Source organism: Saccharothrix deserti, from assembly GCF_009769385.1.
Taxonomy (GTDB): domain Bacteria; phylum Actinomycetota; class Actinomycetes; order Mycobacteriales; family Pseudonocardiaceae; genus Actinosynnema; species Actinosynnema deserti.
In genome coordinates, this window is sequence record NZ_VKAB01000012.1 from 16,326 (window position 1) to 36,830 (window position 20,505).

At 69.4% G+C, this 20,505-nt stretch carries 20 protein-coding genes; 10 read left to right on the forward strand and 10 right to left on the reverse strand.

From position 1 onward, the window contains the following. Positions 1-58: 58 nt before the first annotated feature. Entirely contained in the window at positions 59-673 is a 615-nt protein-coding gene (locus FM051_RS21760) for a DsbA family protein (protein ID WP_158846254.1), read from the reverse strand. A gap of 220 nt (positions 674-893) precedes the next feature. On the opposite strand from FM051_RS21760, the gene pepN reads away from it, so the two are divergent. Together pepN and FM051_RS21770 are read left to right on the forward strand one after the other, a co-directional pair. Next, positions 894-3,455 carry an aminopeptidase N gene (pepN, locus tag FM051_RS21765; protein WP_158846256.1) on the forward strand — a complete coding sequence of 854 codons (2,562 nt, stop codon included), beginning with the start codon at positions 894-896 and terminating at the stop codon, positions 3,453-3,455. Between the two features lie 138 nt (positions 3,456-3,593). Further along, positions 3,594-4,241 carry a response regulator gene (locus FM051_RS21770; RefSeq protein WP_158846258.1) on the forward strand — a complete coding sequence of 216 codons (648 nt, stop codon included), beginning with the start codon at positions 3,594-3,596 and terminating at the stop codon, positions 4,239-4,241. A 3-nt stretch (positions 4,242-4,244) separates the two neighbouring features. On the opposite strand, the gene FM051_RS21775 is transcribed toward FM051_RS21770, so the two are convergent. Next, complete coding sequence (locus FM051_RS21775) at positions 4,245-5,093, reverse strand: helix-turn-helix domain-containing protein (protein ID WP_158846260.1); 849 nt, start codon at positions 5,091-5,093, stop codon at positions 4,245-4,247. A gap of 211 nt (positions 5,094-5,304) precedes the next feature. On the opposite strand from FM051_RS21775, the gene FM051_RS21780 reads away from it, so the two are divergent. Both FM051_RS21780 and FM051_RS21785 read left to right on the forward strand, forming a co-directional pair. Next, positions 5,305-6,147, forward strand: a complete 843-nt coding sequence (locus FM051_RS21780; RefSeq protein ID WP_158846262.1) for a helix-turn-helix domain-containing protein — start codon at positions 5,305-5,307, stop codon at positions 6,145-6,147. Then, on the forward strand, positions 6,144-6,305 hold the full coding sequence (locus tag FM051_RS21785; RefSeq protein WP_158846265.1) for a DUF397 domain-containing protein: 162 nt from the start codon (positions 6,144-6,146) through the stop codon (positions 6,303-6,305). The genes FM051_RS21780 and FM051_RS21785 overlap by 4 nt, the downstream gene beginning before the upstream one ends. Positions 6,306-6,361: 56 nt before the next feature. Here FM051_RS21785 and FM051_RS21790 read toward each other — a convergent pair whose 3' ends face one another. Then, on the reverse strand, positions 6,362-6,844 hold the full coding sequence (locus tag FM051_RS21790; protein ID WP_158846267.1) for a DUF5130 family protein: 483 nt from the start codon (positions 6,842-6,844) through the stop codon (positions 6,362-6,364). Further along, positions 6,831-7,076 (reverse strand): aa3-type cytochrome oxidase subunit CtaJ, encoded by a 246-nt coding sequence (ctaJ, locus tag FM051_RS21795; RefSeq protein WP_158846269.1) that lies wholly within the window; start codon positions 7,074-7,076, stop codon positions 6,831-6,833. Before ctaJ ends, FM051_RS21790 begins: the two co-directional genes overlap by 14 nt. Positions 7,077-7,654: 578 nt before the next feature. Between ctaJ and FM051_RS21800 the strand changes: the two genes are divergently transcribed. Beyond that, positions 7,655-7,903, forward strand: a complete 249-nt coding sequence (locus FM051_RS21800) for a hypothetical protein (protein ID WP_158846271.1) — start codon at positions 7,655-7,657, stop codon at positions 7,901-7,903. Positions 7,904-7,936: 33 nt separating this feature from the next. Here the strand turns inward: FM051_RS21800 and FM051_RS21805 are convergent, their stop codons facing one another. After that, positions 7,937-8,602: an HNH endonuclease gene (locus FM051_RS21805; protein ID WP_238412559.1), complete on the reverse strand. Its 666-nt coding sequence runs from the start codon at positions 8,600-8,602 to the stop codon at positions 7,937-7,939. Between the two features lie 152 nt (positions 8,603-8,754). On the opposite strand from FM051_RS21805, the gene FM051_RS21810 reads away from it, so the two are divergent. From FM051_RS21810 to FM051_RS21825, 4 genes are all read left to right on the forward strand, one after another. Beyond that, entirely contained in the window at positions 8,755-10,848 is a 2,094-nt protein-coding gene (locus tag FM051_RS21810; RefSeq protein WP_238412560.1) for a prolyl oligopeptidase family serine peptidase, read from the forward strand. A gap of 31 nt (positions 10,849-10,879) precedes the next feature. Further along, the gene (locus tag FM051_RS21815) at positions 10,880-11,773 is read left to right on the forward strand and encodes a mechanosensitive ion channel family protein (RefSeq protein WP_158846829.1); all 894 of its coding nucleotides are present in this window, start codon (positions 10,880-10,882) and stop codon (positions 11,771-11,773) included. A 137-nt stretch (positions 11,774-11,910) separates the two neighbouring features. Beyond that, complete coding sequence (locus FM051_RS21820) at positions 11,911-12,297, forward strand: globin (RefSeq protein ID WP_158846275.1); 387 nt, start codon at positions 11,911-11,913, stop codon at positions 12,295-12,297. A 57-nt stretch (positions 12,298-12,354) separates the two neighbouring features. Further along, positions 12,355-13,950, forward strand: coding sequence for a glycoside hydrolase family 13 protein (locus FM051_RS21825; protein ID WP_158846277.1), 1,596 nt, complete (start codon positions 12,355-12,357; stop codon positions 13,948-13,950). Positions 13,951-14,064: 114 nt separating this feature from the next. Here the strand turns inward: FM051_RS21825 and FM051_RS21830 are convergent, their stop codons facing one another. The 5 genes from FM051_RS21830 to FM051_RS21850 are packed head-to-tail and all read right to left on the reverse strand — an operon-like array spanning position 14,065 to position 18,658. Further along, positions 14,065-14,691, reverse strand: coding sequence for a DUF8010 domain-containing protein (locus FM051_RS21830; RefSeq protein ID WP_158846279.1), 627 nt, complete (start codon positions 14,689-14,691; stop codon positions 14,065-14,067). Continuing rightward, the gene (locus tag FM051_RS21835) at positions 14,684-15,115 is read right to left on the reverse strand and encodes an acyl-CoA thioesterase (protein WP_158846281.1); all 432 of its coding nucleotides are present in this window, start codon (positions 15,113-15,115) and stop codon (positions 14,684-14,686) included. The genes FM051_RS21830 and FM051_RS21835 overlap by 8 nt, the downstream gene beginning before the upstream one ends. Positions 15,116-15,165: 50 nt before the next feature. After that, entirely contained in the window at positions 15,166-16,107 is a 942-nt protein-coding gene (locus tag FM051_RS21840) for a DNA glycosylase AlkZ-like family protein (RefSeq protein WP_338019489.1), read from the reverse strand. Next, entirely contained in the window at positions 16,104-17,096 is a 993-nt protein-coding gene (locus FM051_RS21845; RefSeq protein ID WP_158846285.1) for a LacI family DNA-binding transcriptional regulator, read from the reverse strand. Before FM051_RS21845 ends, FM051_RS21840 begins: the two co-directional genes overlap by 4 nt. 11 nt (positions 17,097-17,107) lie before the next feature. Beyond that, positions 17,108-18,658, reverse strand: coding sequence for a glycoside hydrolase family 13 protein (locus FM051_RS21850; protein WP_158846287.1), 1,551 nt, complete (start codon positions 18,656-18,658; stop codon positions 17,108-17,110). A 118-nt stretch (positions 18,659-18,776) separates the two neighbouring features. Between FM051_RS21850 and FM051_RS21855 the strand changes: the two genes are divergently transcribed. After that, positions 18,777-20,444 (forward strand): carbohydrate-binding module family 20 domain-containing protein, encoded by a 1,668-nt coding sequence (locus FM051_RS21855; protein ID WP_158846289.1) that lies wholly within the window; start codon positions 18,777-18,779, stop codon positions 20,442-20,444. Positions 20,445-20,505 lie beyond the last annotated feature (61 nt).

The window sequence follows — 20,505 nt, forward strand, 5'->3', positions numbered from 1 at the left end:
CCGAGAACGGTGTGACACTCAAAGACGAAACCTGCCCAAGAGTGTCACACCGGCGGCGTCAGGAGAAGTCCAGACCCCCCGTCCGGGTGCGCTTGAGCTCGAAGAAGTCCGGGTAGCTCGCCAACGCACGCGCACCGTCGAAGATCTTCACCGCGTCCTCGCCACGAGGGATCGAGGTGAGCACGGGACCGAAGAACGCCACGCCGTCGATGTGGATCGTGGGCGTGCCGACGTCCATGCCCACCGGGTCCATGCCGCGGTGGTGGCTGGCGCGCAGGTCGGCGTCGTGCTCGTCGGTGCGGGCGGCCTCGGCCAGTTCGAGGGGCAGGCCCAGCTCTTCCAAGGCCTCCTTGACGACCTCGTCGTAGTCCTTGTTGCCCCCGTTGTGGATCCGGGTGCCCATCGCGGTGTAGAGGTCGCGCAGGATGTCGTCGCCCTTGAGCTTGGCCGCCGCGATCGCGACGCGGACCGGACCCCAGCCCCGATCGAGCAGGTCGCGGTACTCGTCCGGGAGGTCCCGCCCCTCGTTGAGCACCGAGAGGCTCATGACGCGGAAGTTCAGGTCGAGCTCCCGTTCCTTCTCCACCTCGAGGATCCACCGGGACGAGATCCACGCGAACGGGCAGATCGGGTCGAAGTAGAAGTCGACCTTCGTGCGTCCCTCTGTCGACATGCGGTGTTCCCTCCGTGGCTGTTCGTGTGCGGTTTCGCCGGACTCGGCGCCCCATCGTGCACAACCAGCCGACCGCACGGAGTCTTCCCTCGGACGCCAGTCCACTTCCCGGCGTCCCACGTGATTGGATGCGACTGTCGTGTTCACCGACTCGACACCCAATTCCCATTCCGACGACGTCAGCGCCAAGGTCCCGTGGCGCCGGCAGACGAGGTGACCTGTGGCGGCACCCAACCTCACCCGCGACCAAGCGCAGCAGCGGGCTGCGCTGCTGGAAGTCGATTCCTACCGGATCGAGTTGGACCTGACCGACGGTGGCGGCAAGCCCAGCTCGGACACGTTCCGCTCCACCACGACGGTTGCCTTCCGCAGCCTGACGCCCGGCGCGTCCTCGTGGGTCGACATCGTGGCCGCCAATGTCCACCGCGCCGTGCTCAACGGACACGAGCTGGACGTCTCCGAGTACCGCGAGGAAGACGGCGTCCACCTGCCCGACCTGGCCGAGGTCAACGAGCTGACCATCGAGGCCGACTGCCGGTACATGAACACCGGCGAGGGCCTGCACCGGTTCGTCGACCCCGTCGACGGCGAGGTCTACCTGTACTCGCAGTTCGAGACGGCCGACGCCAAGCGCATGTTCGCCTGCTTCGACCAGCCGGACCTCAAGGCCGTCTACGACCTGACGGTGACCGCGCCGCACCACTGGAAGGTCGTCTCCAACTCGGCGATCGAGTCCACTGTGGACGGCGTCGGCGGCGCGGACAGGCACGTCTTCGCCACCACCAAGCCCATGTCGACCTACCTGGTCGCGCTCGTCGCCGGCCCGTACGCGGAGTGGCGCGACGAGTTCACCGAGGGCGACACCACGATCCCGCTGGGCATCTACTGCCGCGCCTCGCTGGCCCCGCACATGGACTCCGAGCGGCTGTTCACCGAGACCAAGCAGGGTTTCGGCTTCTTCCACCGCGCGTTCGGGGTGAAGTACGCGTTCGGCAAGTACGACCAGTGCTTCGTGCCCGAGTTCAACGCGGGCGCGATGGAGAACGCGGGCTGCGTCACGTTCCTGGAGGACTACGTCTTCCGCAGCCGCGTCACCCGCTACATGTACGAGCGCCGCGCCGAGACCGTGCTGCACGAGATGGCGCACATGTGGTTCGGCGACCTGGTAACCATGCGCTGGTGGGACGACCTGTGGCTGAACGAGTCGTTCGCCACCTGGGCGTCGGTGCTGGCGCAGGCCGAGGCGACCGAGTACCGGCAGGCGTGGACGACGTTCGCCAAGATCGAGAAGTCGTGGGCGTACCGGCAGGACCAGCTGCCGTCCACGCACCCGGTGGCCTCGGACATCCCGGACCTCCAGGCGGTCGAGGTCAACTTCGACGGCATCACCTACGCCAAGGGCGCCAGCGTCCTCAAGCAGCTGGTGGCGTACGTCGGTCTGGAGAACTTCCTGGCCGGCCTGCGGGTGTACTTCGGCAAGCACGCCTGGGGCAACGCGACGCTGGCCGACCTGCTCGGCGCGCTGGAGGAGGCGTCCGGCCGCGACCTGTCGTGGTGGAGCGCGCAGTGGCTGGAGACCACCGGCCTGAACCTGCTGCGGCCCAAGTTCTCGGTCGACGCGGAGGGCCGGTTCACCGACTTCGCCGTGTTGCAGGGCGGGGCGCGGCCGGGTGCGGGCGAACTGCGGACGCACCGGTTGGCGATCGGCGTGTACGACTCGGACGAGAACGGCAAGCTCGTGCGCACGCACCGGGTGGAGCTGGACGTGTCGGGCGAGCGCACCGACGTGCCGGAGCTGGTCGGGGTGTCGCGCGGCAAGCTCGTGCTGGTCAACGACGACGACCTCACCTACTGCACGATGCGGTTGGACGCCGATTCGCTGGCGTCGCTGATCGACCACATCGCCGACATCGCCGAACCGCTGCCGCGCACGCTGTGCTGGTCGGCGGCGTGGGAGATGACGCGTGAGGCGGAGCTGAAGGCCCGCGACTTCGTGAACCTGGTGCTCGGCGGGCTGCACTCGGAGACCGAGGTCGGCGTGGTGCAGCGGCTGCTGCTGCAGGCGCAGACGGCGCTGTCGTCGTACGCGGACGCGGCGTGGCGCGACGAGGGCTGGCGGCGGTTCACCACGCGGACGCTGGAGCTGGCGCGTGCGGCCGAGCCCGGTTCGGACCACCAGTTGGCGTTCGTGAACGCGTTGGCCGGTTCGGTGCTGGACGAGGAGACGCTGGGGCTGCTGCGGGGTTGGTTGGACGGCACGGACGTGCTCGAAGGCCTGGACGTCGACACCGACCTGCGGTGGCGGCTGCTGCACGCACTGGTCGCGCACGGCGCCGCGTCGCTGGAGGAGATCAACGCCGAGGAGGAACGCGACCCGACCGCGACCGGCCGCCGCAAGGCCGAGTCGGCACGGGCGCTGCGGCCCACCTTCGAGGCCAAGACCGAGGCGTGGGACCGGGCGGTGAACGCCGACGAGCTGCCGAACGCGGTGACGGAGGCCATTATCGCCGGCATCCAGCACCCCGGGCAGAAGGCGCTGTTGCAGCCGTTCGTGGAGCGGTACTTCGCCGACGTCGCCAACGTGTGGGACCGGCGGTCGAGCGAGCGGGCGCAGTCGGTCGTCATCGGCCTGTTCCCGTCGTGGTCGATCTCGAAGGAGACGGTGACGGCGGCGGACCAGTGGCTGGCCGAGGACCGGCCGCCGGCCCTGCGGCGGTTGGTGTCGGAGGGCCGTGCGGGCATCGTGCGTGCTCTGGCGGCCCAGGAGTTCGACCGGTCTTGAGTTGCATGACGTGAACGGGGTGGCGCTGCAAGCGTCGCCCCGTTTCGTTTTCGACCTGTCGTGAGGCATTGAGCCGGCCAGGTGAACGGGTGGCGGTTCCGGGGGTGGGCGGTGGCGGGCGTGGCTAGCCTCCGCTGAATGGCCGAGATGATCAACGCCATCGCGACCCTCTTGTGGCCGCTGGTGGTGCTGTTCCTGTTGTTCGGGTTCCGCTCTCAACTGCGCGAGGTGATCAAGTCCGCCGCCAAGCGCGAGGTCACGTTGGAGATAGGCGGGCAGACCGTCTCCTTGGGCAAGCTCAGCGAGGTCCAGAGCGAGGCCATCGCCGACCTCCAGAAGCAGCTCGGCGAGTTGCGCGAACAACTGGGTGCGCCTGACGAAACGGTTGTCGTCACGACCGAACAGCAGGTCACGCCCTTCGCGGTCTTGTGGGTGGACGACCACCCGGAGAACAACGTGCTGGAGATCGCCCAACTGCGCGCCAGCGGCGTCCGGGTCGATCTCGCGCGCTCCACGCAGGAGGGGTTGACCCAGTTCGAACGCGGCCGGTACCGGGCGGTGGTCACGGACATGGGGCGGTACGAGAACGGGGCCGAGGTGCCCGACGCCGGATTGCAACTGGTCGACGCGGTGCGGGTGTTGGATCCCGCGGTGCCGGTCGCTGTCTATTCGGCCGGGCGCACGGCTCGGACGATGACCGATGACGCCACGTCGGCCGGCGCGAACCTCGTCACCGACTCGCCGTGGGAGCTGTCGGAGTTCTTCCGGAAGCTCGAACTGCGCTGACCGTCAGCGGCCGTCGCGGTCGTAGGCGTCGGCCCAGCGGGCGAACAGGTCGCGTGACTGGGCGGGTGTCAGGACCAGGCGTTCCAGGTGCCGCATCTTGGTCTGGTACGCGGTGACGGCGTTCGGGTCGTCGTGGAAGACGGTGGCGGTGTCGGTCTCGGTGTAGGCCAGCGGCTTGGTGGGTGCGGGGAAGGTCAGCAGGGTCGCCGGGTGGCGCAGGGCCGCGTGCGACGGCGCGCTCATCGGGATGACGCGAGGACTGACCCGCGACCAACCGCACATCAACGTCAGGCGCAGCAGTTGGTCGCGCATGACCTTCGGGTCGCCGACGACCATCCGCAACGCGGCCTCGTGGATGTAGAGCACGGTCTCCGGGCCGCCTGGCCTGCGCACCACGTCCTGGCGACCTATGCGGGCCTGGGTGACGGCACGGTCCCTGGTCAACGCGTAGGCGTAGTCCTCGGTCTGCGCCAGGCTCGGGATCGTCAGCGGCTCGTAGGTGGTGACGGTGCGCGCCACGTTCTCGTGCACGGACAGCGCCGTGAGGGTGTCCGACGACGGGTCGTGCAGGCGCAGGAAGCTGCCGGTATCGGCTTCACTGGCGATGGCCAGGATGCGGTCGCGGGTGGGTTTGTCCGCGCCACAACGGCCGAGCAGCGTGCCGATTTCCCACGGGCTCGTGCCGCGACTGCCCGTTTCGAGCTTCGACAGTTTCCCCAACGACCAGCCCAGGGCCTCGGCGACGAAACCCGACGACATCCGGGCCCGGTGCCGGACCCGGCGCAATTCCTCCCCCAATTCCCGACTGCGGGCAGTGCTCAGCCGGGCAGGCGGCCTTTCTTCGGACTCCATGACTCCCCTGGTTCCCCTTTGTTGCGAAGACGCAACGGGTGGTGGGCGCTGCGCAGTTCTCGCGCGCTCCACCACCCGCTGCGCATGTCCGACCAGCGTGCGGACCGGTCGGTAGCTCTGGTGCGCAACAGCCTGTCCGGCGCGGAACAGTCGGTCAATACCCTTTTCGAGCGAGAGACTGGACCACTGGTCCCGCCTTAAGCTTCATTCCATGAAGCGCAATACCTCGAAATCCATCACCCTTGGCGCGCGCCTGCGCAACGTCCGAGAGGCCAAGAAACTCAGTCAACGTGCACTGGCGGAGAAGATTGGCGTCGCCCATTCGTTGCTTTCACGCAACGAAAGCGGACTTCGAACGCCGACACGGGCTGAGGTAATCGTGATCCTCGACGCCCTGGACGTCACCGGACGTGAACGCGAGGAAATCATCGAGCTGGCCGAGGACACCACTGGATCGCCCCTGGAAGTGATCGAACTGCCCGAACGACGCACGCAGATCGCCGCGCTGGTCGAGGTCGAGCAGATGGCCCGCGAGGTGGTGAGCTGGTCGCCACTGATCATCCCCGGCCTGCTCCAGGTCAGCTCCTACACCCGCACGATCATGGAGTCCGCCCGCATCCCCGACGAGGAGATCGCCACCCGCGTCGCGGTCCGGATGGGACGACGCGACATCCTCACGCGCCGCAAACCGGTCCGCTACACCGCTCTCATCGGCGAGAGCGTGTTGAGCCAGAAGCTCGGCGGCCCGGAGGTCATGGCCGAGCAGTTCGACCACCTCCTGATGATGAGCGCGCACGAGAACGTGGATCTCCGGATCGTGCCCACCGCCACCGGCTGGCATCGGGGACTCGGCGGCTCCTTCCAGCTGATCAAGTGCGACGGCACCTCGTTCGTGCACCTGGAGAACCCGGTCAGCGCCGTGTTCGTGCAGGAGCCCGAGACGGTAGCCGGCTTCGAAGGGTGCGTGCCACAGTTGTTGGAGGTCGCGATGAGCCCGGAACAGTCCTTCGAGTTCATCGCACGGGAGGTGGACAGGACGACGGGAGTCGCATGACTGTGCGGTGGAAGAAGTCCAGCAGGAGCGAAGGCGGCGACTGCGTCGAGGTGGCGAACCACCTGGGTGCGGTGCGGGACAGCAAGAACCCCGAGGTAGCGCTGGGTGTCAACCCGGCCCGGCTGAGGGCGTTCGTCCAGGCGCTCAAGACCTGGTGACAGCAAAGGCCCCGGCTTGATCCGCCGGGGCCTTCACTTCGTCGGGCTTCGGTGCGTCAGTGCCTGGGGGCTTGGCCCGCCTGGTCGGTCAGCATCCGCAGGCCGCTCACCAGGCCGCCGGCGAGGTCGCCTTCCTTGAAGGACGCGACCATGCTCATGACGGCGAGCTTCGCGCCGCGGTCGGCGAGCCGGCGGTGGGACTCCTCGCCCGTCACCACCTCGACCACGCGCTCACCGGGCGACACCGCGACCAGCACGTGGTGCGTCGGGCGCGAGGTGCTCGCGTGCAGCTCCTCGGCCTTCGCTCGGGCGTCGGGGCCGAGTTCGCCCAGGTACACGCTGAAGTCCAGCCCGGTGGTGCGGCTGGCCAGCGTCAGCGCCTCGTCCAGCCTCGCCAGCTGCGCCGGCGTGAACGGCAGGCTCGGCGCGTGCGGCTCGTACATCTTCGCGGCGGACACCCGACCGCTGTTGGTGACGACCGCACCGACCTCCAGGGTCGACGGGTCCACCTCAGCCCTCGTCAGCTCACCAGTTGCCACGAGCACCTCCCTTGGCGGTACGGCCCTCGACCGGGATCTCGGCGGGCTGGTGCACGCCGGTCGTCAGGCCGGCGGGGTTGGCACTCCACCAGACGGGGGCGTAGTTCCACTCCTGGCCGGGCCGGTACCGCTGAATGCGGGTGGCCTTCGGCCTCAGCGTCAGTAGCGTGATCACGCCGTAGATGGCCAGCGGGATCAGCGCGAAGACGAGCACGGTCTCCACGATGGTCACGGCGGTTACGGTAACCGATCGCCCTGGTCACGTCGGGGCGAGGGCACCCGTTTTCCGCACTGGTGTGGGTCGGGCGGGGCGCGCGGCGCCGTCCGACGACCGTTCCGTCTGTGAACGCGGGTGCGGCGACAGGGCCGTGATCACGGCTTCCACCGTGTGATCTAGACGACGCTCGACCAGGAACGACGTCACCGAGGGTGTCCATCGGCGCCGGATGCACTAGATCCAGCTCTCGATCGTCGCAGTCCGTACACCCGGATGGCCTTCGCCCGGACGGAGGCGAATGGCGGCCGGTTTGGCGTCTTGTACTGAACCCACTCGGCTTCTAGCTTTTCACCTGTACGGGTCTTGCGCATCCGATTCCGGATACTAATTCCCGCCCGATGAGTCTCGGAGGACACGACATGTACACCGTGAACCGCGCTCTGGTCGCCGCCATCACTCGTTCGTCGTACACCCAATCGGAGCAGAGCGTTACCGACGTTCAGCGCTCTGCCGCACTCTCGGACTCGGTGCGCATCACCTGCCGGGACTCCGTCCGGATTACGTGTGATGACTCCGTCCGGATCACGGCCGCGATGGACGACTCGGTCCGCATCACGGCCTGCGACTCCGTGCGCATCACGGCATCCGACTCGGTCCGGATCACCGCCTCGGACTCCGTCCGCATCACCGCGTCCGACTCGGTCCGGATCACCGCCTCCGACTCCGTCCGCATCACGGCGTCCGACTCCGTGCGCATCACCGCGTCCGACTCCGTGCGCATCACCGCGTCCGACTCGGTGCGCATCACGGCGCGCCGCGAGGACTTCACCCTGGCAGCGTGAGCGGGAGCCGGCTACAGCACTGCTAGACCACGACTAGGCCGCGGGTTCGCCCAAGTAGGGCAGCCACAGCGGGTCGGCTTCGGTGACGCCGGCCAGCAGCCGCCAGTGCGGCCCGCGGGGAGCGTTGGGCACCACGCGCAGACGCCAGCCCAGCTCCGAGAGGAGCTTGTCGGCCTTGCGGTGGTTGCACTTGGCGCAACAGGCCACGCAGTTCGTCCACGAGTGGGGGCCACCCCGGCTGCGCGGCACGACGTGGTCGATCGTCTCGGCGCGCCCGCCGCAGTACGCGCAGCGGTACCGGTCGCGGTGCATCAACCCGGCACGGGTCAGCGGGACCCGACCGCGGTAGGGCACCCGCACGTAGTTCGCCAGCCGGATCACCGACGGCACGACCACCTCGGACGTCGAGGAGTGGACGACAGCCCCGGCGGGGTCGCCGTGCACCACCTCGGCCTTCCCGCACACCACGAGAACCACCGCGCGCCGCAACGGCAGCGCGGTGAGCGGTTCGAACGTGGCGTTGAGCAGCAGGACCTTGCGTCTTCCCCAAGGCAACACCACGGGCGCCTGACCGGCTCCCTCTCCGTCGACCACCGCGTGCACGGCGTGCACCGCGAGCTGTTTTTGGCCGGACGGTGCCGACGACGCGATCCCGGCGTTCACCAGGGCGCCGATCGGGGTGGGTTGTCGGTCTGGCACGCGACCACCTCCACCGGTTCAGCAATAGCAGACCACAGATCGCACCCAAAAATCACCTGTGATATGTGACGTGTCACGGAGCCGACACCAAAACTTGGGTGAACTCACCCCTATCGAAGATGGTTTTCATCAGAGTCGCTACGCTCGGCGGGGTGACCGAAGCCCCCCGCGCAGCGCTGCCTGCGACGATCACCTATCCCGCCGCGGAACGCCTCGACCTCGTCGAAGACCTGCACGGACACGCGGTGGCCGATCCGTACCGCTGGCTCGAAGACGCTGCGGATCCCCGCACCGCCGCCTGGTCCGCCGAGCAGGACGGGCTGGCGCGGTCGTGGCTGGACGCCATGCCCGGACGGACCGCGCTGGGCGACCGGCTCGGCGAGCTGATGCGGACCGGAGCCGTCGGCACGCCGGTGTGGCGGGCCGGGCGGGCGTTCTACACCCGTCGCGGGCCGGAGCAGGACCACCCCGTGCTGTACGTGCGGGTGGACGGCGTGGAGCGGGTGTTGTTGAACGTGTCGGCGCTCGACCCGACCGGCCGGACCACGTTGGACCGGTGGTCGCCGTCCCGCGAAGGCACGCGGCTCGCGTACCAGGTCTCCGTGGGCGGCGACGAGCACTCGTTGCTGCACGTGGTGGACGTCGACTCGGGCGAGTTGCTGGACGGGCCGATCGACCGGTGCCGGTACTCGCCGGTGGCCTGGCTGCCCGGTGGCGAGGAGTTCTTCTACGTCCGGCGCATCGACCCTGCGCTGGTGCCCGAGGACGAGCGGCAGTTCCATCGGCGGGTGTGGCGGCACCGGGTCGGGACGCCGGCGTCCGGTGACGTCAACGTGCACGGGGACGGGCTCGACCACACGTACTACTACGGCCTGTCGCTGTCCGAGGACGGGCGGTGGCTGCTGGTGAACGGCGCGCCCGGCACCGTGCGGCGCGACTCGGTGTGGATCGCGGACCTGCACGGGTCCGGGGAGTTGAAGCAGGTCGTGTCGGCCGACGACGGGGCGCAGTGCTCGGCGTGGGTCGCGCCGGACGGGCGGCTCTACCTGCGGACCAGCCTGGACGCGCCGCGGTTCCGGCTGTGCGTGGCCGACCCGGCGACGCCCACCGAGTGGACCGAGTTGGTGCCCGAGCAGGCGGATTCGGTGCTCGACGGGGTGACGTGGCTGGACGGGTCGCTGGTGCTGCTGCGGACCCGGCACGCGGTGTCGGAACTGCACCTGCACTCTCCCGGGACCGGTGAGCACCTGCGGGAGGTCCCGCTGCCCGGAACCGGGTCGCTGCACGGGTTGTCCACAGTCGACGCACTGACGGTTGCGGACCGTGACGTGCTGTGGTTCGGGTGGTCCGACTTCACAACGCCCTTGTCGGTGTACCGGTTCTCCCTCTCCGAGGGCCGGACGGAGCTGGAGGCGGCGGCCCCCGGAACGGTCGCTCTGCCGCAGGTGTCCACACAGCAGGTCTCGTACACGTCGTCCGACGGCACCGTCGTGCGAATGTTCGTGGTGTCCGGGGAACAGCACCCGGATCTGCCCAGGCCGACGCTGCTCACCGGGTACGGCGGGTTCGCGGTGGGACGTGGGCCGGGGTACAGCGCGACGACGTTGGCCTGGGTCGAGGCGGGCGGTGTGTGGGTGCACGCGTCGTTGCGGGGCGGCGACGAGGAGGGTGAGGAATGGCACCGGGCGGGGATGCGCGAGCGGAAGCAGAACGTGTTCGACGACTTCCACGCGGCGGCCGAGCGGTTGATCCGGGACGGCTGGACCACGCCGCAGCAGTTGTCGGTCATGGGCGGTTCGAACGGCGGGCTGCTGGTCGGGGCGGCGCTGACCCAGCGGCCGGAGCTGTACGCGGCCGTGGTGTGCTCAGCGCCACTGCTGGACATGGTGCGGTACGAGAACTTCCTGCTCGGGCGGCTGTGGGCGGAGGAGTACGGCTCCGCGGCCGTGCCGGAGGAGCTGGGATGGCTGCTGGCCTACTCCCCGTACCACCAGGTAGGGGTCGGAGTTGAGTACCCTTCGGTGCTGTTCACGGTCTTCGAGTCGGACAGCCGTGTGGACCCCAACCACGCCCGGAAGATGTGCGCGGCGCTCCAGCACGCGACGTCGAGTGATCCGACCAAGCACCCGGTGCTGCTCCGCCGCGAGACGGAGGTGGGGCACGCGGGCCGATCGGTGAGCCGGTCGGTGGGGCTGGCCGTGGACCAGTTGACCTTCCTGGCCTGGGCGACCGGCCTCGAGTTGTGAGTGGAGGACTGACCTGGTGAGGACTGACCTGATGGTCGACGTGGAGTCGACCCTCGCCGTCGAGTGGTGGGTGACCAACGGGCCGAAGATCGCCGAAGGCGCGCTGCGGATCGCGCTGACGCTGATCATCGCCGTGGTGGTCCGGTTCCTGCTCCGCAGGCTGATCGACCGGCTGACGCGCGGCAACGGGGGCCGCAAGCCGAAGTTGCTCGCGCCGTTGCGCGAGCGGGCGCCCCAGGCGCTGGGCGCGCTGGTCTCCGAGCGGCGCGAGCAGCGGGCCAAGACCATCGGCTCGGTGCTCAAGTCAGTCGTCACGATCATGGTCTTCGGCGTGGCGTTCATACAGATCCTCACCGAGCTGGGGATGAACGTCGCGCCGATCCTGACGTCGGCCGGGATTCTGGGTGTCGCCATCGGTTTCGGCGCGCAGAACCTGGTCAAGGACTTCCTGTCCGGCATGTTCATGATGTTGGAGGACCAGTACGGGGTCGGTGACGTGGTCGACCTCGGCCCCGCCACCGGCACGGTCGAGTCGGTCGGGTTGCGGATAACCACGATCCGCGACACCAACGGCACGGTCTGGTACGTCCGCAACGGCGAGATCCTGCGGGTCGGCAACTCGTCGCAGGGCTTCGCGGTGGCGGTCGTCGACCTGCCGCTCGGGTACGGGGCGAACCTGGCCTCGGCCAGCGAGGTGCTGAACAAGGCGGTCACGGCCGCGACGGACGAGGAGTCGCTGGCCAAGGACGTGATCGACAAGCCGCAGGTGCTCGGTGTGGAGAAGGTCACGCCCGAGGGCATCACCATGCGGGTGACGGTCAAGGTGCGGCCGGGCAGACAGTGGGCGGTCCAACGCGCCCTGAGAGCCAAGCTGATGCCCGCCCTGGACGACGCCGGCATCTCCCTGAAGTCCTCCTCCTCTTAGCCGTCGCGCAGCCCGTCGCAGCCGGCCGGTTGCGGTCACGCGCCCGTTCACCGGCCGTGGCCGCCCCGCCACCGACGTCGGCGGGGTCGGCGGGGTCGGCGTGGGACACCTCTCGGTGACTGAGGCAGGATGGAGGGGTGACCACTCCTCCGGAGAACTTCTACGAAGCAGTGGGCGGGTACGAGACGTTCCACAAGATCGTCGCGCGCTTCTACGAGGAAGTGGCCAACGATCCCGTCCTGCGTCCGCTGTACCCCGAAGAGGACCTGGGGCCCGCCGAAGAGCGGTTCCGGCTGTTCCTCATGCAGTACTGGGGCGGCCCGCACACGTACTCCGACACCCGCGGTCATCCTCGGTTGCGGATGCGCCACGCTCCGTTCGTGATCGGTCCCATTGAGCGGGACGCCTGGCTGCGCTGCGCCAAGGTCGGCGTCGACTCGGTTGATCTTTCTCCGCAGCACCGTGAGCAGCTCTGGGCGTACCTGGAGATGGCCGCGAACAGCATGATGAACGCGTGGGTGTGATTCTTGATCACCCGAACGGGCTCGTGGTGTCTGTCGCGAATGGCAGGATGACCTCTCGTGCGACGATCCTCCGACCTACAACCAGAGATCGCCGACGAGTCCGCCTGGTGGCGTGACGCCGTCTTCTACCAGGTCTACGTCCGATCCTTCGCCGACGCGAACGGTGACGGCGTGGGCGACCTCGACGGCATCCGCTCCCGGCTCGGCTACCTCGAACTGCTCGGTGTGGACGCCCTCTGGCTCACACCGTTCTTCACCTCGCCCATGGCCGACCACGGGTACGACGTGGCCGACCCCCGTGACGTCGACCCGCTGTTCGGCGACCTGGCCGCGTTCGACCGGCTGGTCGCCGAGGCGCACGCGCACAACCTCCGCGTCACGATCGACCTCGTTCCCAACCACACCAGCGACCGGCACGCCTGGTTCCAGGCCGCGCTGCGGGCCGGGCCGGGTTCGGTCGAACGGGACCGGTACATCTTCCGGGACGGCGGCGGGTACGACGGGTCCGTGCCGCCGAACAACTGGCCGAGCCAGTTCGGCGGGCCGGCGTGGACCCGCGTCCCGGACGGGCAGTGGTACCTGCACCTGTTCGCGCCCGAGCAGCCCGACCTGAACTGGGACAACCCCGAGGTCGCCGCGGATCTGGCGCGCACCCTGCGGTTCTGGCTGGACCGCGGCGTGGACGGGTTCCGGATCGACGTGGCCCACGGGATGGCCAAGCCGTACGGGCTGCCGAACGTCGACCCGCGGGTCGAGCTCGGGTCCGGCGTCATGCACGACAACTCGCTGGACCCCCGGTTCGACAACGACGGGGTGCACGAGGTGCACCGGATGATCCGCAAGGTCATCGACGAGTACCCCGGCCGGATGGCCGTCGGCGAGATCTGGGTCCAGGACGACGAGCGGTTCGCCCGGTACGTGCGGCCCGACGAGCTGCACCTCGGGTTCAACTTCCGGCTGGTCGAGGCGCCGTTCGACGCGGACGGCGTGCGGTCGGCCATCGAGCACTCGCTGGGCGCGATCCGCGGCCTGGACACGCCGCCCACCTGGACGTTGTCCAACCACGACGTGACGCGGCACGTGACCCGGTACGGCGGCGGTGCGCTCGGCGCGCAGCGGGCGCGGTCGATGACGCTGGTGGAGCTGGCGCTGCCCGGCGTCGTCTACCTGTACAACGGCGAGGAGCTGGGGCTGCCGGACGTGGAGCTGCCGGAGTGGGCGCTCCAGGACCCGATCTGGCTGCGGTCCGGGCACACCGACCGGGGCCGGGACGGGTGCCGGGTGCCGTTGCCGTGGGAGGGCGACATGCCGCCGTTCGGGTTCTCGGAGGCGGTGAGCACGTGGCTGCCGCAGCCCAACGAGTGGGCCGGGCTGACCGCCGAGTCGCAGCTGGAAGACCCGAGGTCGATGCTGTCGTTCTACCGGCACGCGCTGGAGCTGCGGAAATCGCACGGGGCGTTCAGCGGTGACGAGCTGGAGTGGTACGGCGCGCCGGCCGGGTGCTTCGCGTTCCGCCGCAAGGGCGGCGGGTTGATCTGCGCGCTGAACACGTCCGGTAGCCCGGTGCCGCTGCCGCCCGGTGAGGTGCTGCTGGCCAGTGGCCCGATGACCGGGAACCAGTTGCCGCCGGACACGGCCGTCTGGCTCGTCTAGCGCCGATGTGGTGGTGGCGCGGCCCTCGACCGCGCCACCACCCCTCCGGCGCCTGGCCGGAGCCGTCCTGCGCCTCGTGGCACGTGCTCGGGCATTCGAGCAGGTCGCCGGGGGTCAGACCAGGAGCGGCAGCATGGAGTGACGGCGGCGGACCACCGCGCCGAACCGGGCGTCGATGCGCAGCCACGAGTCGGTGGCGGTGATGCGCACGTCGTCACCGCCCAGGAAACCCATGCCGGACAACGCGAACAGGCACCGCATCGGCACCTTCACGTCCAACCCGGAACCGCTCACCGTGATCACCGTCTGGTCCAGCAGCGACGCGGGCGGGGTGCCGCGCGGGCCGGCGTTCTCCCGCGCCACCTCCACGCCCTTCTCCGCCAGCTCCGAGACCACGCTGCCGGGCAGCCGGTCCACCGGCAGCCAGCCCGCCGACGGAGGCAGCGCCGAACGCCACATCATGTCCCGCGCCGGACCGGGGTCGACGGTCTCGGTCCGCACCACGGCCAGGCCGGTGAGCAGGTCGTTCGCCGACACGGTCACGTCATTCGGGGTCACCTGCCCGGCCACGGTACGGGTCGCCAGGGCGTCGAACGGGGTCGCGACCCACGCGTCCAGCAGGCCGCCGGACGCGCGGTTGCGCAGCCGCACCACCGCCTGGGCGTCCAGGCGAACGGCACGGGCGACGAACGCGCCGAGGTCGTCCCGCTCGGCGGGGTCGGCGAGGACCAATTCAGGCACCATTACCTCCGGCACGCCAGCCCGCGAGGAAGTCGCGCTCGGCTTCGAGGAGACGGCGCGGACGTCCGGCCGTCAGGTTGTACGGCACCATAAGGGTCTCCGCCGTCGTGACGACAGCGCTGCCCTCCTGGCGACCTCCGCGGACGGTGTAGTCGAGCGTGAACGACGCCGACTTCAGCTCCCGCACCGACATCTCGACCACGATCTCGTCGCCGGTGAACACCGTCGGCGCGAGGTAGTCCACCACGAGGCGGGCCACCACCATGCCCTGCGACATCTCCGGCAGACCGTGCCGGGCGGCCTCCGTGAACAGGAGGTCGATGCGCGCCTCTTCCAGCAACGTCACCGTGTTGGCGTGGTTGACGTGGCCGAACGCGTCCATGTCCGACCAGCGCGGGCGCACACCCGTCACGAACACACCCAAGTTGAACGCGCCTCCCGGTGTTGTTGCGGTGGAGTGACCCTATCCACGCGCTACACCCAGGTTAAGCGCGCATCCAGGTCGAGGAATCGCCCCAGGTCAGCGACCTCGTCGGCGATATCCGGCAGAGCTCCGAACGGGTGCACGGCGATCTGCGCGCCGTCGCGCCGCCAGACCGCGACCACCCGGCCGTCCACCACGACGTGCGGGGTGAGGAAACCGCCACCGGTCTGGACGAGCGGCGCGTGCTCGGGGGCCAGGGCGGCGGAGCGGTCGCGGTAGCCGAGCAGGTAGGTGTCGAAGTGGCCGAGCATGCGGACCGTGCCGTCGGGTTCGGCCGGTTCGCCTTCCACGTCGGGGAGGTCCTTCAGCTGCCGTTTGGGCAGGCCGCTCCAGCCGGCGAAGTCGTCGGGCGTCGCCGGGCCGTAGGCACGCCGGTAGCGCCGCCACAGCTCGTCCACGCCTCGGGGTTCGCAGTCGATGCGCAGGAGCCGGTAGGTGTCGTCCAGGCCTCGGCACAGCACGCCGGAGTTCGCGGCGAACGCCAGCAGGTGCGCCGGGGCCTGCGACTTCGGGTCGAGGGTGATGCCGACTTCGGCCAGGCGGTTGACGATTTCGGCGCGTTCCAGCGGTTCGGTCAGAACTTCGCGGAGCGCGGGTAGCGCGCGCTCGCACAGCTCATCGGTGAGGCCGAGTTGTTCGCGTCTCCGTCGTCCGGCGGCGATGAAGGTCGGCCCCAGGAGGTTGACGACCCACAGGTCGTCTTCGTGGAGCAGGTGGAGGGTGCCGCGCATGGCCCACGTACGCACCAGAGGACCGTCTAGGGACCTCACGCCTCGGGCGCGCGCTGCGAGCCGTGCCGCGGACATGTCCTGGGCTTGGAGGGCGAAGACGGATTTCAGCAAGTCCGTCACGTTCTTCGCGGGGTGCGAGAGCCGCTGTGCTCGCATTCTCCGGGCGAGCATCCACTGTGCCTCTTGGTCTGGCAAGGTCATCTCGGCCGGGCGCCGGTCGAGCCCCGCACCACCAACTCGGGCTGGAACACGAACTCCGCGTGCGGTGCGGGGGTGCCGCCGATCTCCTCCAGCAACGCGTGCACTGCGGCCTGGCCCATCGCTTCGACGGGCTGGCGGATCGTGGTCAGCGGCGGGTCGGCGAACACGATCAGCGGCGAATCGTCGAAGCCGACCACGGAGACGTCACGCGGCACGTTGAGGCCCCGCTGGCGGGCCGCGCGGATCGCGCCGAACGCCATCAGGTCGCTGCCGCACACGATCGCCGTGCAGCCACGGTCCAGCAGGGCGTTGGCCGCGGCCTGGCCGCCCTCGACCGTGAACAGGGAGTGCTCGACCAGGTCGGACGCCTGCGGGCGGACGAGCGTGAAGCCCTCGACCATGCGTTGGGCGGGCACGAACCTCGGCGGACCGACGGCCAGGCCGATGTTCTCGTGGCCGAGTTCAACCAAGTGGGTGACAGCGAGCCGGACGGCCGCGCGGTTGTCCACCGACACGAACGGTGCGGAAACCTGATCGGTGTAGCCGTTGATCATCACGAACGGCACCCCGCGCCCGGCCAGTTTGACGTACCGGTCCTTGTCGGCCGTCGTGTCGGCGTGCAGGCCGGACACGAAGACGATCCCGGTGACGCCGCGGTCGACCAGCATGTCGGTCAGCTGGTCCTCGGTGGAGCCGCCGGGCGTCTGCGTGCAGAGCACCGGCGTGTAGCCGTCGCGGGTCAGCACCTGCTCGATGACCTGCGCGAACGCCGGGAAGATCGGGTTGTTCAACTCGGGGGTGATCAACCCGATCAACCCGGCGCTGCGCTGTCGGAGCCTGGGCGGGCGCTCGTAGCCGAGGACGTCCATCGCGGCGACCACGGCCTGGCGGGTGGCGGCGGAGACGCCCGGCTTGCCGTTGACCACCCGGCTGACCGTCGCCTCGCTCACGCCTGCCTGGTTCGCGATGTCACTGAGCCGCGCTGTCACACCGGGTGACTCTACGGGCGTGTGAGCCACACGGTCGTGTCCGGCGGCACGAGGACGTCCGCGCCTTCTGTCGCGCAACCACCCGAGGCCAGCAGCACTCGTCCGTCGGCGGGCAGGCGTGCGGTGTCCGGGCCGAAGTTCACCACGCACGTGAAAGCGCCACGGCGGAAGGACAACACGCCCTCGGGCACGTCCAACCACTCCACTTCGGAGCCCGCGCCGAGGTCCGGGTGCTCGCGTCGCACGCGCAGCGCGCTGCGGTACAGCTCCAGCACCGAGTTCGGGTCGTCGAGCTGTCGGGCGACGCTCAGCTCCGCCCAGTCGGCGGGCTGCGGGAGCCACGAACCGCCCTCGCCGAAGCCGAACGACGGGCCGTCCGGCGTCCACGGGATCGGCACGCGGCAGCCGTCACGGCCCCGTTCGGTGTGGCCGGACCGTTCCCACACGGGGTCTTGGAGGACGTCCTCGGGCAGGTCGAGCACCTCGGGCAGGCCCAGTTCCTCGCCCTGGTAGACGTACGCGCTGCCGGGCAGCGCGAGCATCAACAACGCGGCGGCCCGCGCCCGCGTCATGCTGCCGTACCGGGTCGCGTGCCGCTGCACGTCGTGGTTGGACAGCACCCACGTCGTCGGCGCGGCCACCGGCGCCATCGCGGCCAGCGAGTCGTCGATGACCTGCCTGAGGTCGGCGGCGTTCCACTCGGCGGTCAGGTAGTGGAAGTTGAACGCCTGGTGCAGCTCGTCGGAACGCAGGTAGCGGGCGGTGCGCTCGGGGCTGGGCGTCCACGCCTCGGCCACGCCGATCCGGCCGCCGGGGTACGAGTCGAGCACCTTGCGCCAGTCGCGGTAGATCTCGTGCACGCCGTCCTGGTCGAAGAACGGCAGCGCCTGCGTGTCGAGCAGCTTGATGTGGCCGGGCGTGCCGACGTCGGGCAGGCCGTCCGCCTTGACCATGCCGTGGGCGACGTCGATGCGGAACCCGTCCACGCCGAGGTCGAGCCAGAAGCGGAGGATGTCGAGGAACTCGTCGCGGACCTCCGCCTGGTCCCAGTTCAGGTCCGGCTGCTCGGGCGCGAACAGGTGCAGGTACCACTGGCCGTCGGGGGTCTTCGTCCACGCGGGACCGCCGAAGACGGACTCCCAGTCGTTCGGCGGGAGATCGCCGTTGCCGTCCCGGAAGTGGTAGCGGGCGCGTTCCGGTGAGCCCGGCGCGGCCTTGAGGGCCTGCTGGAACCACCTGTGCCGGTCGCTCGTGTGGTTCGGGACGAGGTCGACGATCACGCGGATGCCTCGTTCGTGCGCTTCGTCGACGAGGCCCTTGGCGTCGTCGAGGGTGCCGAACGACGGGTCGATCGCGCGGTAGTCGGCGACGTCATAGCCGCCGTCCGCCATCGGGGACGCGTAGAACGGGGTGATCCACACCGCGTCCACGCCGAGGTCGGCGAGGTAGGGCAGCCGGGAGCGGATGCCGGGCAGATCACCGACGCCGTCGCCGTTCGAGTCGGCGAAGCTGCGCACGTAGACCTGGTAGATGACGGCCTCGCGCCACCAGTCCTGCGTCATCGGGGTGTCCTTCCGGATCGGTTCCGCGCCGGTCCGCAATGAAATACTTTGCAAGTGTTTTCAGCAACTCTGCCGGCTGGTATGACCTAGAGCACATCCCTGCCAGCGAGGAGACAACGTGGTTTCCGCTACCCGACGCGCCTTGTGCGCGATAGCCGTCCTCCTGTTCAGCCTTTTGGCGGTCCCGGTTCCGCAAACTCTTGCGGCGCCGCCGTCCGCCAAGGACGTCACCGCGACCCTGTTCCAGTGGCCGTTCCCGCGGGTCGCCGCCGAGTGCGCGAACGTGCTGGGGCCCAAGGGGTACGGGTTCGTCGAGGTGTCCCCTGCCACCGAACACATCCAGGGGTCCCAGTGGTGGACCTCCTACCAGCCCGTCAGCTACCGCATCGCCGGACGCCTCGGTGACGAGGCCGCGTTCCGCCAGATGGTCGACATCTGCCACGCGGCGGGTGTGAAGGTCATCGCGGACGCGGTCATCAACCACATGAGCGCCGGGTCCGGGGTCGGCACCGGCGGCTCTTCGTATGCGAAGTACAGCTACCCCGGCACCTACAGCGACTGGGACTTCCACTCGTGCCGGGCGCACATCAGCGACTACCGCAACCGCGACAACGTGCAGAACTGCGAGCTGGTCGGGCTGTCGGACCTCGACACCGGCAGCGACTACGTGCGCGGCAGGATCGCCTCCTACCTGAACCACCTGATCTCGCTCGGGGTGGACGGGTTCCGGATCGACGCGGCCAAGCACATGCCGGCGGCCGATCTGGCGGCGATCAAGTCGCGGTTGAGCAACCCCGGTGTGTTCTGGGTGCACGAGGTGATCTACGGGGCAGGTGAGGCCGTGCAGCCCGGCGAGTACACCGGGTCGGGTGATGTGGACGAGTTCCGGTACGCGTATGACATCAAGCGGATCTTCAACAACGAGAACCTGGCTTACCTGAGCACGTTCGGGCAGTCGTGGGGTTACCTGCCGAGTGGGCAGGCGCGGTCGTTCGTGGACAACTGGGACACCGAGCGCAACGGGTCGACGTTGTCGTACCGCGACGGGTCGACCTACACGTTGGCGAACGTGTTCATGCTGGCGTGGCCTTACGGCGCGCCGAACGTGTACTCGGGGTACGAGTTCTCTTCGCACGACGCCGGGCCGCCCGGAGGGTCGGAGTGCTACACGTCCGGGTGGAAGTGCCAGCACCGGTGGACGCAGATCGCTTCGATGGTGGGGTTCCGCAACGCCGTCGCCGGCACGTCGGTGGTGAACTGGTGGGACAACGGCGGTGACGCGATCGCGTTCGGCCGGGGTGGCAAGGGTTTCGTGGCGATCAACCGGGAGTCCTCGTCCTTGACGCGGACGTTCCAGACCTCGCTGCCCGCCGGGTCGTACTGCAACGTGCAGCAGGACGGGTGCGTGGCTCACACCGTGGGGTCGAACGGTCAGTTCACGGCGGCGTTGGGTGCCGGCGAGGCGTTGGCGTTGCACGTGGGGGCCACCGGGACACCGCCGCCAACCGGTTCGACGTCGTTCGCGGTGAACGCCACGACCACGTTGGGGCAGAACATCTTCGTGGTCGGGGACCACCCGTCGCTGGGTGCGTGGAACCCGGCGGCCGCGGTGGCGCTGTCGTCCGCGACCTACCCGACGTGGCGGGGCTCGGCGTCGCTGCCGGCCGGGACCTCGTTCCAGTACAAGTACATCCGGAAGGAGTCGGACGGTGCGGTGACGTGGGAGAGCGGCGCCAACCGCACCGCCACGTCACCCGTGACGCTGTCCGACACCTGGCGCACCTAGCCGTTCGAACACTTCGGGCAACCGGGCCCGCCGCAGAGCCCGCGGCGGGCCACCGGCCGGC

Excerpts from the sequence above, each read along its gene's own strand:
- FM051_RS21815 (WP_158846829.1), top strand. The coding sequence starts at position 10,880 with ATGGTCGACGTGGAGTCGACCCTCGCCGTCGAGTGGTGGGTGACCAAC.
- FM051_RS21770 (WP_158846258.1), top strand. The coding sequence starts at position 3,594 with ATGGCCGAGATGATCAACGCCATCGCGACCCTCTTGTGGCCGCTGGTG.
- FM051_RS21800 (WP_158846271.1), top strand. The coding sequence starts at position 7,655 with ATGGACGACTCGGTCCGCATCACGGCCTGCGACTCCGTGCGCATCACG.
- FM051_RS21840 (WP_338019489.1), bottom strand. The coding sequence starts at position 16,107 with ATGACCTTGCCAGACCAAGAGGCACAGTGGATGCTCGCCCGGAGAATG.
- FM051_RS21775 (WP_158846260.1), bottom strand. The coding sequence starts at position 5,093 with ATGGAGTCCGAAGAAAGGCCGCCTGCCCGGCTGAGCACTGCCCGCAGT.
- FM051_RS21780 (WP_158846262.1), top strand. The coding sequence starts at position 5,305 with ATGAAGCGCAATACCTCGAAATCCATCACCCTTGGCGCGCGCCTGCGC.
- FM051_RS21760 (WP_158846254.1), bottom strand. The coding sequence starts at position 673 with ATGTCGACAGAGGGACGCACGAAGGTCGACTTCTACTTCGACCCGATC.
- FM051_RS21850 (WP_158846287.1), bottom strand. The coding sequence starts at position 18,658 with ATGACGCAGGACTGGTGGCGCGAGGCCGTCATCTACCAGGTCTACGTG.
- FM051_RS21785 (WP_158846265.1), top strand. The coding sequence starts at position 6,144 with ATGACTGTGCGGTGGAAGAAGTCCAGCAGGAGCGAAGGCGGCGACTGC.